The organism is Noviherbaspirillum phoenicis (assembly GCF_047237965.1).
In the GTDB taxonomy this organism is placed as follows: Bacteria; Pseudomonadota; Gammaproteobacteria; order Burkholderiales; family Burkholderiaceae_D; genus Noviherbaspirillum_A.
The window spans coordinates 1-13,589 of sequence record NZ_JBDFLX010000005.1; the positions used below are offsets into that span (position 1 = coordinate 1).

Annotated in this window: 12 protein-coding genes; 9 read left to right on the forward strand and 3 right to left on the reverse strand. The window is 64.1% G+C overall.

Going from position 1 to position 13,589, the window contains the following annotated elements:
• Nucleotides 1–342 (reverse strand): Bug family tripartite tricarboxylate transporter substrate binding protein (locus ABC383_RS25675; protein ID WP_413018516.1); only part of this gene is annotated, 342 nt, incomplete at its 3' end.
• The gene (locus ABC383_RS25680) at nucleotides 320–1,048 is read right to left on the reverse strand and encodes a GntR family transcriptional regulator (RefSeq protein ID WP_413018518.1); all 729 of its coding nucleotides are present in this window, start codon (nucleotides 1,046–1,048) and stop codon (nucleotides 320–322) included. The genes ABC383_RS25680 and ABC383_RS25675, both read right to left, overlap by 23 nt.
• Nucleotides 1,049–1,356: 308 nt before the next feature.
• Here ABC383_RS25680 and ABC383_RS25685 point away from each other — a divergent pair, with 308 nt between their 5' ends.
• The 9 genes from ABC383_RS25685 (at nucleotide 1,357) to cysC (ending at nucleotide 12,677) form a co-directional block, all read left to right on the forward strand.
• A complete protein-coding gene (locus ABC383_RS25685) occupies nucleotides 1,357–2,382 on the forward strand; it encodes a Bug family tripartite tricarboxylate transporter substrate binding protein (RefSeq protein WP_413018520.1) in 1,026 nt (341 codons plus the stop codon).
• A 134-nt stretch (nucleotides 2,383–2,516) separates the two neighbouring features.
• On the forward strand, nucleotides 2,517–4,124 hold the full coding sequence (locus ABC383_RS25690; RefSeq protein WP_413018522.1) for a gamma-glutamyltransferase family protein: 1,608 nt from the start codon (nucleotides 2,517–2,519) through the stop codon (nucleotides 4,122–4,124).
• 166 nt (nucleotides 4,125–4,290) lie between these two features.
• Nucleotides 4,291–4,806 carry a DUF1269 domain-containing protein gene (locus ABC383_RS25695; protein WP_413018524.1) on the forward strand — a complete coding sequence of 172 codons (516 nt, stop codon included), beginning with the start codon at nucleotides 4,291–4,293 and terminating at the stop codon, nucleotides 4,804–4,806.
• Nucleotides 4,807–5,079: 273 nt separating this feature from the next.
• A complete protein-coding gene (locus ABC383_RS25700; protein WP_413018526.1) occupies nucleotides 5,080–5,583 on the forward strand; it encodes a hypothetical protein in 504 nt (167 codons plus the stop codon).
• A 626-nt stretch (nucleotides 5,584–6,209) separates the two neighbouring features.
• Entirely contained in the window at nucleotides 6,210–6,725 is a 516-nt protein-coding gene (locus ABC383_RS25705) for a hypothetical protein (RefSeq protein WP_413018528.1), read from the forward strand.
• Nucleotides 6,703–7,557: a sulfotransferase family protein gene (locus ABC383_RS25710; RefSeq protein ID WP_413018530.1), complete on the forward strand. Its 855-nt coding sequence runs from the start codon at nucleotides 6,703–6,705 to the stop codon at nucleotides 7,555–7,557. Before ABC383_RS25705 ends, ABC383_RS25710 begins: the two co-directional genes overlap by 23 nt.
• A 226-nt stretch (nucleotides 7,558–7,783) precedes the next feature.
• Nucleotides 7,784–11,161 (forward strand): autotransporter family protein, encoded by a 3,378-nt coding sequence (locus tag ABC383_RS25715; protein WP_413018532.1) that lies wholly within the window; start codon nucleotides 7,784–7,786, stop codon nucleotides 11,159–11,161.
• Between the two features lie 80 nt (nucleotides 11,162–11,241).
• Nucleotides 11,242–12,078 (forward strand): alpha/beta hydrolase, encoded by an 837-nt coding sequence (locus ABC383_RS25720; RefSeq protein WP_413018534.1) that lies wholly within the window; start codon nucleotides 11,242–11,244, stop codon nucleotides 12,076–12,078.
• Nucleotides 12,075–12,677: an adenylyl-sulfate kinase gene (cysC, locus tag ABC383_RS25725; protein WP_413018535.1), complete on the forward strand. Its 603-nt coding sequence runs from the start codon at nucleotides 12,075–12,077 to the stop codon at nucleotides 12,675–12,677. Before ABC383_RS25720 ends, cysC begins: the two co-directional genes overlap by 4 nt.
• A gap of 375 nt (nucleotides 12,678–13,052) precedes the next feature.
• Here the strand turns inward: cysC and ABC383_RS25730 are convergent, their stop codons facing one another.
• The gene (locus ABC383_RS25730; protein WP_413018537.1) at nucleotides 13,053–13,565 is read right to left on the reverse strand and encodes a hypothetical protein; all 513 of its coding nucleotides are present in this window, start codon (nucleotides 13,563–13,565) and stop codon (nucleotides 13,053–13,055) included.
• Between the last annotated feature and the right edge of the window lie 24 nt (nucleotides 13,566–13,589).

Consider the following 13,589-nt stretch of genomic DNA (forward strand, 5'->3'; position numbering starts at 1 on the left):
GTCGTAGGGCAATTTGCGCACCGCCGGATTGGTGCCGTGGGTGCCGACATAGCCCAGCATCAGCGTGTAGCCGTCGGGCGCGGCGCGGGTCACGTTCTGCGAAGCGATCACGCCGCCGCCGCCGCTCTGGTTTTCCACGATGAAGCTCTGGCCGAAGGGCTTGGTCAGGCGGTCGGCGATGGTTCTAGCCACCAGGTCCACGCCGCCGCCCGGCGCCACGGGCGCGACGATCTTCACCGGCCTGCTGGGCCAGGCTTCCTGCGCCAGCGCCCAGTGCGGCGCGGCCAGCGCGCCGACGCCCAGCGTCAGCGCAAATGTCTTAAGGGCTAGTCTTCTTTTCATGATTGTCTCCTTCGAATAGTATTTTCTGGAGCCGCTCTCCGGCGGCTTTCACGTGGCTGGCCATCAGCGCTTCGCAGATGTCGGCCCGCTTGTTCTTGATGGCATCGACGATGGCGTGATGCTCTTTAATGGAATTGAGGATGCCGACGTCGGTCGACAGGTTGCGCAGCCGCGCCATGTGCAGCTTCTGCACCACGCCGCGATAGATGTCGCAGATCTCGCGGTTCCCGCTGGCATGGATGATGTCCCAATGAAAACGCAGGTTGGCTTCGTAGTAGGCCATCACGTCGCGCGCCTGCACCGCGGCATCCATGGCCGCCAGACGCTGTTCCAGCAAGGCCAGCAGCGCCGGGTCGGCACTGGCGGCGGCTTCGCGGCCGGCGAAGGCGTCCAGCACCGAGCGCAGCTGGTACAGGTCGCGGGTTTCGCGGTTGGACAGCTGGCGCACCAGCACGCCGGCATGCTTCTTCGATTCCACCAGCCCCATGTGCTCCAGGTCGCGCAGCGCCTCGCGCACCGGCACCCGTGACACGCCCAGGCGCGAGGCGATGGTGGGTTCGGTGATCCGCTCCCCCGGGCTGAACTCGCCGCGCAGGATGGAAGCCAGGATCTCGTCCCGCACCAGGTGCGCCAGCGGCACGTCGCGTACCTGGGAAAGCAGGGTGCCGGCGGGGCTGTCTTCGGTCCAGGGCATGGTCAGGGGCATGGCGTTTTCGTGCTTCGGCTTGTTATCAATTTCGTAGATCGTATACGATGTACGAATATCGCACAACATGACGGCAGGCAAAGATCGCAAAAAAGAGTGTTGCCCTGGAATGCAGTCGATGGTTCACTGTGGTGCGTGTTCGGCCATGGAACGCAGGGCGCAAGGTTTTTCGCCTGACTATGGACGGTGCGCAAGGCGCAGCAATGCAGGCATGAAAGCTGCATGAGGGAAATGACTTGCGGCGGCCGCGTGCGCCGCCGTCTCACATCAACTCTTTATTCAAACGACCAACCGCTCAGGGCATAACCATGAATTTGAACGCAAGCGTCTCTCCTGCCGTCCGCAAGCCATTTCACCGTTTCTCCCGCGTCGTGGCCAAAGCGGGCCTTCTCGCCCTCGCCGCAGGCATGGCGCTGGCCGCACCGGCGCATGCCGCCTACCCCGACAAGCCGGTCCACCTGCTGCTGTCGTTTCCGCCGGCCGGCGCCACCGACGTGCTGGCGCGCGCCATTGGCCAGAAGATGTCGGAAGCGCTTGGCCAGAGCGTCATCGTTGAAAACCGGCCCGGCGCCGGCGGCAACATCGGCCTGATCGCCGCGGCCCGCGCGCCGGCGGACGGCTACACCATCTACCTCGGCGCGGTCACCAATGCCGCCATCGCCGCCGCGGCCTATTCGGCCCAGCCGGCCCACCTGCTGCGCGACTTCGTGCCGGTGGCGGGCGTGGGCACGGTGCCGCACATGCTGGTGGTGCCGCTGTCGACCCCGGCTCAGAACGTGGGCGAGCTGATCAGCTACCTGAAGGCGGCGCCCGGCAAGTACAACTTCGCCTCGCAGGGGCCGGGCACGCTGTCGCACCTGGAGTCGGAGCTGTTCAAGATCAAGACCGGCGTCGACGTGCTGCATGTGCCGTACAAGGGCAGCTCACAGGCCCTGCCTGACCTGATCGGCGGCAGCTCGGCGATGATGTTCGACAGCATCCCGGCCTCGATGCCGCACGTGAAGGCCGGCAAGCTCAGGGTGCTGGCGGTGGCATCCGGCAAGCGGGTGTCGTCGATGCCGGACGTGCCCACCGTGCAGGAAGCCGGCGTGCCGGGCTTCGAGGCCAACAACCTGTTCGGCTTCGTGGTGCCGAAAGGCACGCCGGCCCCGGCCATCAAGGCGCTGTCGGCCGCGATCCAGAGCGCGGTGGCCGCGCCCGGCGTGCGCGAGGCGATGGAGGCGCAGGGCGTCGAGCTGAAATTCACGCCCGCCCCGGAGTTCGGCAAGATGATGGAGCAGGAGTTCAGCACCTGGGGCAAGGTGGTGGAAACCGCCAAGGTCAAGCTCGACTGAACTAACGCCGGCATTCGGGCCAGGCGCCATTGCCGACTCCGGCGCGGGCCGCTATGCTGGCCGGCCCATGGCGCAGGCGGCATGCATCCGCATGAAGCCGCCGCGCCAGCGCAACCAACAAGACGGAGGAAGACATGCAGAACAACCTGGCGGCATCGCTGCTCGATTATCCCTATACCTCGCAGCGCATGCCGCTGCTGGCGGCCAATGTGGTCAGCACCTCGCAGCCGCTGGCCGCGTCCGCCGGCCTGCAGATGTTCGCGCGCGGCGGCAACGCGGTGGACGCCGCCCTTGCCACCGCCATCGCGCTGACCGTGGTCGAGCCGTGCATGAACGGCATCGGCGGCGATGCCTTCGCCATCCTGTGGGACGGCAGCCGCATCCACGGCCTGAACGCCTCCGGCCGGGCGCCGGGCGCATGGACGCCCGACTATTTCGCCGGCCGCGACAGCATGCCGATGCGCGGCTGGGACGCCGTCACCGTGCCGGGCACGGTCTCGGCCTGGCGCGCGCTGTCGGACAAGTTCGGCAAGCTGCCCTTCGCCGACCTGTTCGAGCCGGCCCTGCGCTATGCCCGCAACGGCTACCTGGTCTCGCCCACGGTGCACCGGCAATGGCAGGCCCAGGTGGCCGACATGCTGCCGCAGCCCGGCTACCGGGAAGCCTTCGCGCCGCAGGGCAGGGCGCCGCTGCCGGGCGAGCGCTTCATCTGCCCCGGCCAGGCGCGCACGCTGGAGCGCATCGCCGCCAGCAGGGGCGACGACTTCTATCATGGCGAACTGGCGGCGGCGATCGCAGCGCATGCCAGAAATACCGGCGGCGCGCTCACCGAAGCCGATCTCGCGGCGCACCGCGTCGACTGGGTCGACCCGATCGGCATGCGCTACCGCGACCTCGAACTGCTGGAAATCGGGCCGAACGGGCAGGGCATCGGCGCGCTGATGGCGCTGGGCATGCTGGAGCATTTCGACATGCAGGCCGCGGGCCTGGACACCGCCGCCACCGTCCACCTGCAGCTGGAAGCGATGAAGCTGGCCTTTGCCGACATGGCCGAATACGTGGCCGACCCGGATGCGATGAAAACCGTCACCGCCAGCCATCTGCTGGACCGGGATTACCTGAAGCGCCGGGCCCAGCTGATCGACCCGCAGCGCGCGGCGCCGGCCCGCGCCGGCAACCCGCATTCCGGCGGCACCGTGTATCTCACGGCGGCCGACGAGAACGGCATGATGATTTCGCTGATCCAGTCCAACTTCAAGGGCTTCGGCTCGGGCGTGGTGGTGCCGGACACCGGCATCGCCCTGCACAACCGCGGCTGGGGCTTCACCCTGAAGGACGGCCATCCCAACCAGGTGGCGCCCGGCAAGCGGCCCTTCCACACCATCATTCCGGGCTTCCTGATGCGCGGCGGCGCGCCGCTGGCCAGCTTCGGCGTGATGGGCGGCTCGATGCAGGCCCAGGGCCATCTGCAGATGACCGCCCGCTTCGCCGACCACGGCCAGAACCCGCAGGCCGCCAGCGATGCGCCGCGCTGGCGGGTGATGGACGACAACGTCACCATCGCGGTGGAATGGAATTTCCCGCCCGAGGCGATCGAGGGGCTGCGCCAGCGCGGCCACACGGTCAAGGTGGCGCCGCGCTTCGACACCGAGTTCGGCTGCGCCCAGGTGGCCATGCGCACAGAAGGCGGCTATGTGGCGGCATCGGACCACCGCAAGGACGGTTATCCGGTCGGCATGTAGCGTGTAGCCGTTGCCTGAGCGATAGGCTGGCGAAAGTCCCGAAAGAATCCGGGACTTTTCTGGCGCGCTTTCTATACTGGTCTTACGCATGCACAGTGAGCAGCCTGGGCCGCCCGGGGCAGCCCGCCCAGGGTCAGGCGCAGGCCACGATGCGAAGGAGACCATCATGAGACATCGCCTGTACTACCTGCTGCCCGACCTTCCCGCCGCCCGCGCCACGATGAACGACCTTCTGCTGGCGCGCATCGAGGCCCGGTATATCCGCTTCCTGAGCGCTGGCCAGCCGCTGCCGCCGGACCTGCCTGGCGCCAGCCTGATGCAGAGAACCGACGTCGTGCGCGGCGCCGAGATGGGCATGGCCCTGGGCGCCGCCCTCGGCCTCCTGGCCGGCGTCGGCCTGCTGTACTACTTCGACATCGCCAGCGCCGGCATGAAGGCCGCATTCATGGTCGCCGCGACGCTGGTCGGCATCCTGTTCGGCGCCTGGGCATCCAGCATGCAGGGCGCTTCCCTGCCCAATTCGCGCCTGGCAGCCTTCGACGGTGAATTGCAGAAGGGCAGCATCCTGCTGATGGTGGACGTGCCGTCGGGCCGGGTCGATGAACTGGAAGCCCTGCTTGCACAGCGGCATCCGGAAATGCATTTTCGCGGCGAGGAGGCGCATATACCGACATTCCCGTGACACTGTATTCCTCCATGTCGGCGGCATCCATTGCAGCCATGTGATGGATGCCGCCGGTCATCCTTGACGCATCCTCAGGATGCTGCCTGACATCTTGCCGGCGGGCTGTCTGCCGTCGGCCTGAGCTAATGTTTTCCCCCTCGCGCTCCTAGCCAGTCGCGGAAAAATTACCGCGGATATGGGATGGTTTGTTGTCCCCCTGCATGCTTTACTGCCGACAATAATTAAAGGTGCAACGGCACACCATCTTGCCGCAATCAGGGAGTGATGTTCATGAAGTCATCCATGCGCCTGGCGGCGCTCGTCGTCATTGCTGCGTCTTTGGTACTTACCGGGTGCGCATCCATCGTTAGCGGCACCAACCAGGTTGTGTCGGTGGAGGCCAGGAACAAGACCGAGCAGGTGCCAGGCGCCTCCTGCAAGCTGGAAAACGGCAAGGGCGTGTATTACGTCACCACGCCGGGCACCGTGACCGTGCATCGGGCGTATGACGACATGAAGGTCAGGTGCGAGAAGGAAAACAGCGAACCCGGGATGGCCACGGTCAAGTCCACCACCAAGCCCATGGCATTCGGCAACATCATTTTCGGCGGCGTGATCGGCGCCGCCATCGATACGGGGTCCGGCGCCGCATACGATTATCCGCCGCTGATCAGCGTGATCATGGGAGAGACGACGAACATCCAGGCCGAGCCAGTCAAGCATGCCCGGCGAGGCAAGGCCGAGCCGCAGGCGTCGGCAGCCAACCCGGCGCCTGGTGCGCCGCTGACGCAGTAGCAGTAGCAGCCGTAGTGCAGGGCAGGCGGACATCGACGCGTGACGCTTGCCCGCCTGATGCATTCATCGTCATGCCGGCAGCACCCACACCGGGTGTGAACCTCAAACATCAACGACCTGCAAGCCGAAGGAAGCCGGCGATGCTTCCCGCTCCGTTGGAGCGCTGCATCGTGCACGGGCAACTGCGGGCCATGCATGACAGCCGACCTGGCGATCGATGACCTGAACATCAGAGCGCTCTCGGCCTGACCAGCTTGTCGATACCGGCCAGTGCCCCGGCCCTGCGTTGTGGCTCTTCGCCGTAGCACCGCTACGACTCATTCCCACCCTTGCTGGGCGCGTCTGCGCCTGCAGGCGCAAAGCAATGCTTTGCGAAACCCCTGCCTACCCCTTGTTCCGGGGCCACTGCCTCGGTCTCGCCTAAGCCAGTCAGACCGAAAGCGCTCTAAAGGCAGAGGGAAATTCAGCGCAGCGGCCCGCCTGCGGTGGTTACTTCACGTCTGCACCAGTCGAGCGTTATGCAAAACACAAGCATTGACAGACCTGGATGCCGATACCTAAGATGGGCCGCTTTGATGGGCGCCGGATAGGGCGCCCGAAGAACGTTATCCATCCCGACACTTCTCATGCAAACACTCCCTGTCGTTGCGCGGTCCGGCCAGATCTCCTTTTTGTGGGCCTACGGTGCAATGACGCCTGGCATCAGGGCCGCACTGCAGCGCTTCTGGATGGAGAACGGCGCCATTGCCGACGACAGCGAAGCATGGCGACGCAGCTTTGAAGTGGGATGCATCGCGGTGGACCAGGACTGGAATATCGTGGGTGTCAGCTCCTTCTTCATGGACAGGCTGACGCCTTCCGGTGCGATGTACTGGATGTACCGGACCTTTGTCGGCAAGGCGCATAGGCGTTCCCGGATTGCGATGGAGATTTTCAGCGCGTCGTTTGAACAGCTTGCGCAGTACTACCGGACCGAGCGGGGCGCGCCGGCCGGTGTCGCGGCCATCATTGAAAATGCCGCTCTTGAATTGCCCGGATCGATCGGGCACATGCAGAACCTGGGCCTTCAGCGATTGGGCGCGGACCAGCACGGACGCTCTATCTGGCACCGGCCGTTCGATGCCGGCCACCATCCTTCCTGATTCCTCACGGAGCACCATCATTCGCCCCATACATTTCATCTCGGGACTGCCACGTTCCGGTTCAACGCTGCTATCGGCGCTGCTGAAACAGAACCCGGCCTTCCACGCCTCGATGAGCAGCCCTGTCCATGGCATGGCGGCTTCCATGCTGCGGGACATGAGCGCGGCCAACGAGTACGCGGTGTTCATCAAGCCGGAGCAGAGGCTGCGCGTGTTGCGCGGCATCGTCGAAAACTACTACGGCCCTGAATACACGGCCCAGGTCATCATCGACACGAACCGGGGCTGGTGCGCCTGGATGCCGCAACTCAATGCGCTGTTTCCGGAAAGCCGCGTGATTGCCTGCGTGCGCAACGTGTCCTGGATCGTCGACAGCATAGAACGACTTGCGCAGAGAAACGCCCTTTCGCCGTCGGGCATTTTCAATTACCAGACGAGCGGCACCGTGTACTCACGCGCCGAGATGCTTGCCAATGGCGATGGTCTCGTCGGCTTTTCCTATAACGCCCTGAAAGAAGCCTTTTATGGGCCCCACGCGAACAAGCTTCTGCTGGTGCAATATGAAACCCTGGTGACCAACCCTGCACGCGTGCTGGAAGCGGTGTACCGGCATCTGGGGCAGGCATCCTATCCACACGACTTCAATAACGTGGCCTACGAGGCCGATGAATTCGACATGCGCGCCGGCACGCCCGGCCTGCATTCGGTCCGCTCGAAAATCGAGGCCATCCCCCGGCAGACGGTCCTCCCGCCCGATGTATTCAACCGCTTTGGCAATGACGCTTTCTGGCTTCACCCGCAGGCCAATCTGCATGGCGTTCAGGTCATTTGACTCGCTGCAGCTCTCCTCGAAAAACTGCTGCACCGGGCATGTCCTTGCAAGCAGTGAGGGACTCCCCTTGGCACTGCATTTCACGATGCCGGTTTTGCAATAATGTGGCGCGAAGGTAACATGATTGAAAGCGCCGCATATTTCCCATAGAAAATAATTTCGCTCAGGAAATTAATTCCGCTAAGCTTCGTTGGCTGGTATCCCATGCCTTATCAACGGAGAAAACTTGAACACCCTTCGCAATACTGGTCATCTTCATTCCACATCCCAACGTGCTGCGCGCAAACAGGAAACGCTGCGAACCCAGCCCAAGCGCATCTCGCACGCGGTATGCGTCGCACTGCTGTCTCTGAGCGCAAGCGCGCCGGTATGGGCATCCACCTACAGCGTGACCTCGTCTGCAGACAGCGGCGCAGGGTCCCTGCGTGAAGCCATCACCAGTGCCAATGCCAACGCAAACAGCACCATCGTTATCGACCCGTCGGTCACTTCGCTGACGCTCGCGACAGCGCTGCCTGAAATCACCGCACCGCTGACGATTCTCGCCAGCGCGCCTGTCGCCGTAAACGGACAAACGGTTTCCCTGCCGCTCAACAATACCGGCGCATTGAATGGCGCAGTCGGTGCCGCGGGCAGCAGCGGACTGATTCGCAGCCCGGCCCTGGCTGGCCAGGCTGGCATGGCTGGTATTGCAGGCAGCAAGTACATGCCTGGCAATCCCGGATCGGCCGGCTCTGCTGGCGGTGCCGGCGCGACGGGTAACGTCGCAGGTGCCGGCGTTGCCGGCGGCAACGGCATTGGTGGTTCACAATTTTCCCTGCTCAACAGCGGCACGATCACCGGGGGAGCTGGTGGCATGGGCGGCACCGGCGGTGCCGGCGGCACTGGCGGCGTTGGCGGCGTCGGCGGTGCCGGCGGCACTGGCGGCAGCGGCAATACGTGCTACGGCTGCTACTACGGCGTGCAAGCGAGCGACGGCGCAACGGGTGGCCTCGGCGGCGCCGGCGGGACGGGCGGCGTCGGCGGTGCGGGCGCCACCGGCGCAACAGGCGGGGCCGGTGGCGCTGCGGTGTCCGGCAATAATTTTGTCCTCAACAATACTGGCAACCTTGTCGGCGGCGCAGGCGGCGCAGGCGGTGCTGGCGGCATGGGCGGCACCGGCGGTGCGGGCGGCATGGGCGGCGCCGGCGGTCAGGGTGGCATGGGTGGCACTAGTGGCTACTACGGTCCCCAGACCTATGGTGTGGGTGGCAAGGGCGGAAATGGCGGTGCCGGCGGCATTGGCGGCGCTGGCGGGGCAGCAGGTAATGGCGGCGCCGGTGGCAGCGGTGGCGCAGCCGTGAGCGGCCACGATTTCACTCTCTTCAATAGCGGCAGCATCAGCGGCGGAAACGGCGGCGCAGGCGGCCTTGCGGGTACGCCTGGCGCGGGTGGAGCGGCAGGCGCCGGCGGCAATGCCGGCCTCGGCGGCCTCGCCTATGGATCCGGCGTGGCATCCAGTGCCGGCACGGCTGGCGCGGCCGGCAGTGCAGGCAGCACCAGCCTGGTCACCGGCAGCATGGGCAGCGGCGGCGCCGGCGGAGTGGGCATCATCGCCACCGGCAATTCGACCATCAGCAACGCCGGCACCATCTCCGGCGGCTTCGCCGATGGCGGATCAGGCGCACGGGCCGACGCCATTCAACTTTCCAATGGCGGCAACAAGCTTGTGCTCGAAGCCGGCTCGGTCATCAACGGCAATGTCGTCAGCAGCAGCGCAGGCAATGGCGGCGACACGCTGGCGCTGGGCGGCGACGTCAATGCTGCAGGCGGGAACAACTTCAACCTGGCCAGCATCGGCAATGCAGCGCAGTACCGCGGATTCCAGAGCTTCCAGAAAGAAGGCAACAGCGAATGGACGTTATCCGGCACGGGCGCATCCAGCTGGTCGGTTGAGGCAGGCACCCTGTCGCTGGCCGATACGGCAGCGCTCACCGGCTCGATCGACGTCAAGAGCAACGGCATCTTCAAGGGCAGCGATGCGACCCTCAACGGCAACCTGACCAATGCCGGCATGGTGACCATCCCCGCCGGAAAAACCCTGGTCGTCAACGGCGACTTCGCCACCTCGGGCGTTTTCGCCACCGCGGTGTCGGACAATGCGGCAGGCCGGCTGCAGGCCAGCGGCGCAGTCGCCCTGGGCGGCAGCCTGGTCGTCAATGCCGCCGGCGTCACCAGCGCCAATACGCATAATGGCGTCGTGGCTGGCGTGATCACCGGCGCGACGGTTGCCGGCACCTTCGCTTCCACGACCGATAACAGCGTGCTGTTCAACTTCAAGCCTGTGTACAACGCAACGGGCGTGGACCTGAAGCTGGAACTCGCGCCGGTTCCCGTGGTGCCGACGCCGGTCGTCCCTGTGAATCCGGCTGCACCCGCCGATCCGGTGCAGGTTGTCCCGGACGCGCCAGGCGGCGTGGTTCAAACTCCCGCGCCACAGCCGGTGCGCTACAGCGGCGTGACCGCGGCGGCAGTCGCCAACAACAACGCACCGGGCTTCAGTGCGGCGCGTGTTCTCGACGCAGTACTGTTCGCCAATCCAGGCAGCGCCATCTCGCTGATGTTCGTGCCCCTGGAAAACCAGCAGAAGGTGTCGCAGGCAGTCACCCAGACCCTGCCGCTGATCGCGGCCGGTTCCGGCAATGTCAGTCGCTCCACCCTGTCCAACGTCAACCAGATCGTGCAGTCCCGCATGGATTCGGCGCGCGGCATGTCCTCCGGCGACATGTTCATCGCCGACCAGCGCGCCTGGGTCAAGCCGTTCGGATCATGGGCCAACCAGGCCGACCGCGACGGCGTCGCCGGATTCAAGTCGCGCAGCTATGGCCTCGTCACCGGCGTGGACGCCGACGTGTCGAAGACCATGCGGGTTGGCGCCGCGTTTGCCTATTCGCGCATCGACGTGGACAGCCGTTCTTCGGTGGCGCCGCAGGGTTCCAACGTCGATTCCTACCAGCTGATCGGCTACGGCAGCGTCAACCTGGGCAATCGCACCGACCTGAACTGGCAGGCAGACATCGGTCATAACGACAACAAGAGCCATCGCCAGATTTCGTTCGCGAACCTGCGGGCGCAATCGGACTCGAGCAGCAACACGGCGCACGCCGGCGCTGCGCTGGGCCGCGACCTGACCCTGTCCGACCGCACCACGTTCACGCCGTCGGTACGCGCCGACTACACGTGGATTCGCGACCGCGGCTATACCGAGAACGGCGCCGATGCGCTGAACCTCTCGGTGGAAGGCCGTACCACGAAGTCGTTCGTGATCGGCGTCGATGGCCGGGTGCAGCATCGTGTCGGCGACCGCGGCACGCTGGTTGGCAACCTGGGCCTGGGCTACGACACGATGGACCAGAAAAACACCATCGTGTCGACCTTCGCCGGCAACCCCGGCGCTGCCTTCACGCTGTCCGGCATCGAGGCAGGCCGCGTGGTGTCCCGCGCAGGGCTGGGCTATGTCTACCAGGTCAAGAACGGCGTCGACCTGACGGCCCGTTACGACCTCGAGCACCGTACCGGCCTGAACAACCAGACTGCCTCGATCAAGGCACGCTGGGCGTTCTGATGCACGAGTGCTAAGCGCCAGGGGCTGCAGGAAGTTCTGCGGCCCCTGTTTCATTTGCATTCGCCGTCGACTTCAACAAGATGCAGAAACGATTGACGCTCTGGCTGCTCGCGCCGCTGCTTTTCTCTGGCGGCTGTGCGACCGTGCCGTCGCCCGCCGAGCGCAGTACCCATGCCCAGGCGCTCGCGGCGCCGCGCGGCTGGACCATGCAGACGATTCATGCAAGCCCCTTTCCGCTGGCCGCCTTCCTCCCGCCAGCAAGCACGCAAGCCTCGGAACTCACCCTTTATCTCGAGGGCGATGGCATGGCATGGACAGGGCCGGCGCACCCCTCCGCCGACCCGACTCCCATCGACCCGCTGGCACTGCGCCTGGCGCTCGCGCAGCCTGCCGGCGCGGCAGCCTATCTCGGCCGGCCATGCCAGTATGTATTCGCGGCCGACACCTGCGAGGAATCGTTCTGGACTTCGCGCCGCTTCGCGCCAGAGGTCGTGTCGGCGACCAGCCAGGCCATCGATGCGCTGAAGGTCCGCTTCGGCACCCGGCAGCTCACGCTGGTCGGCTATTCGGGCGGCGCTGCCGTGGCCATGCTGGTGGCGGCACGCCGCACGGACGTGGTGCGCGTGGTGAGTGTCGCCGGCAACCTCGATCATCGCGCCTGGACGACGCTGCATCAGCTCGACCCCCTGAACGGCTCCCTGAACCCGGCCGACGACGCGCCGCTTCCCCGGCGAATGAGCCAGTGGCATTTCGCCGGCGAAAAGGACGACGTCATCCCGCCGCGCCTGGCGCTCGACTTCGCCGCCCGCCATGTCGAGCCAAGGCCGTCGGTGCAGGTGATGGCTGGCTTTGATCATCGCTGCTGCTGGATCGACGCCTGGCCGCGGCTCTGGAAGCAGGTAACATCCCAACCATGACAGAAAATGTTTTCTACCAGGCGCCATCCGTGACCCGGACAGCGCGCGAGCGGCTGAACGGACACAGGGCCATCGTGATCTGGTTTACCGGCTTGTCGGGCGCCGGCAAGACCACGCTGGCCAACGCGCTGGAAGCCGAACTGCACCGACAGGGCCGGCGCACGCTGGTGCTGGATGGCGACAACGTCAGGCAAGGGCTGTGCTCGGATCTCGGGTTCTCCGCCAAAGACCGGCATGAGAACCTGCGCCGTGTGGGCGAGATGGCACGCATGACGATGGAAGCCGGGGTGATCACCCTCGCCGCATTCATCTCGCCGTTCGAGGAAGACAGGGCCAGGGTGCGAGACATTGTCGGCCCGGAAAACCTGTTTGAAATTTACGTGCGATGCCCGCTGGCGGTGTGTGAAACCCGCGACGTGAAAGGCTTGTATCGCAAGGCCCGGCAGGGAGAAATCTCTCACTTCACAGGTGTATCCGCGCCCTACGAAGAGCCGACGTCGGCGCATCTGGTGCTCGATACCAGTGTTCTCTCAGCCAGCGAGTGCGTCGGGCGCATGCTTGAAAGCCTGCAATCACGGCTGGCCCTGCCTGGCGGGTGAGCAGGCAGGGTGCGGCTTTTCCGGAATCCTTGTTTCAGGTGATGTGGCCTGGGTTGAGCGAAAGAGACTGTGAAAGTATTCACGCAAGCTGCCAAAACTCGGTATTGCCGCGCAAGCGGGAATTCCTTTCGCCTTCGAACGCCCTTTGCAGGGCCGCTCTCGTGGCGATGATACGGAGGTGCTTTACGTTCTTGAGCATGGTAAATCCGAACCAGCGTATTACCAAATGCATCTGTCGCCTGCTCTTCCGGTGTGTACGACACCGCCTATCGCGCTAGCTTGCAGCGACTCATCGCAGCGATGTTATTGGCTAAGGCAGTCCCAAAGCTGTCTATGCGAAAGAGCATCCATGAAAGCGTAGTCAAGCCAAGGCGGCTATCTCTTTCCCGTTACAACACATTCATCCGCAAATTTGTAAAGCTGTACAATTTTATTTATTTTCACACTCTGGGCTTTATCGGTTACGCATTCATCAACTTGGCCAACTTCAAAACCGCCATTTTTTTTCGATTGAATGATTAAAGGAAGATTAAAAAAATCTCCTGAAGGAGCCTGATAAGTGAATGTTGAAAATATCAACAAATTGACATCTGCGCCATTTACTTGTCTGGCGCTTAATGCTGGCAAGCCAACACACGTCCATAATTTATCTGCTTTTGCGGATACGAAAAAAGCCTTTCCTTCACCATTTCTATTTTTTACGTAAACAAAGCAATCTGGCTTAACGGGCAGAAAACCTCCGGTGATGCTGCCCGCGAAAAAATTCACATTTAACTCCTTCAGCGTGAAACTTTGATTTTTATAGATTTTCACATGACGCTCAGCAGTCAATGGCCCGATGGTCGACCAAAATTCTTGATCAAGAGCCACATCCTTTTTCTTGCTCATAGTCAAGGCGAATGAGTGGCCCCA

What these genes read in the sequence shown, in the direction of transcription:
- ABC383_RS25700 (WP_413018526.1), top strand. Translation starts at nt 5,080, where the DNA reads ATGAAGTCATCCATGCGCCTGGCGGCGCTCGTCGTCATTGCTGCGTCT.
- ABC383_RS25690 (WP_413018522.1), top strand. Translation starts at nt 2,517, where the DNA reads ATGCAGAACAACCTGGCGGCATCGCTGCTCGATTATCCCTATACCTCG.
- ABC383_RS25720 (WP_413018534.1), top strand. Translation starts at nt 11,242, where the DNA reads ATGCAGAAACGATTGACGCTCTGGCTGCTCGCGCCGCTGCTTTTCTCT.
- cysC (WP_413018535.1), top strand. Translation starts at nt 12,075, where the DNA reads ATGACAGAAAATGTTTTCTACCAGGCGCCATCCGTGACCCGGACAGCG.
- ABC383_RS25730 (WP_413018537.1), bottom strand. Translation starts at nt 13,565, where the DNA reads ATGAGCAAGAAAAAGGATGTGGCTCTTGATCAAGAATTTTGGTCGACC.
- ABC383_RS25680 (WP_413018518.1), bottom strand. Translation starts at nt 1,048, where the DNA reads ATGCCCCTGACCATGCCCTGGACCGAAGACAGCCCCGCCGGCACCCTG.
- ABC383_RS25695 (WP_413018524.1), top strand. Translation starts at nt 4,291, where the DNA reads ATGAGACATCGCCTGTACTACCTGCTGCCCGACCTTCCCGCCGCCCGC.
- ABC383_RS25705 (WP_413018528.1), top strand. Translation starts at nt 6,210, where the DNA reads ATGCAAACACTCCCTGTCGTTGCGCGGTCCGGCCAGATCTCCTTTTTG.
- ABC383_RS25685 (WP_413018520.1), top strand. Translation starts at nt 1,357, where the DNA reads ATGAATTTGAACGCAAGCGTCTCTCCTGCCGTCCGCAAGCCATTTCAC.
- ABC383_RS25710 (WP_413018530.1), top strand. Translation starts at nt 6,703, where the DNA reads ATGCCGGCCACCATCCTTCCTGATTCCTCACGGAGCACCATCATTCGC.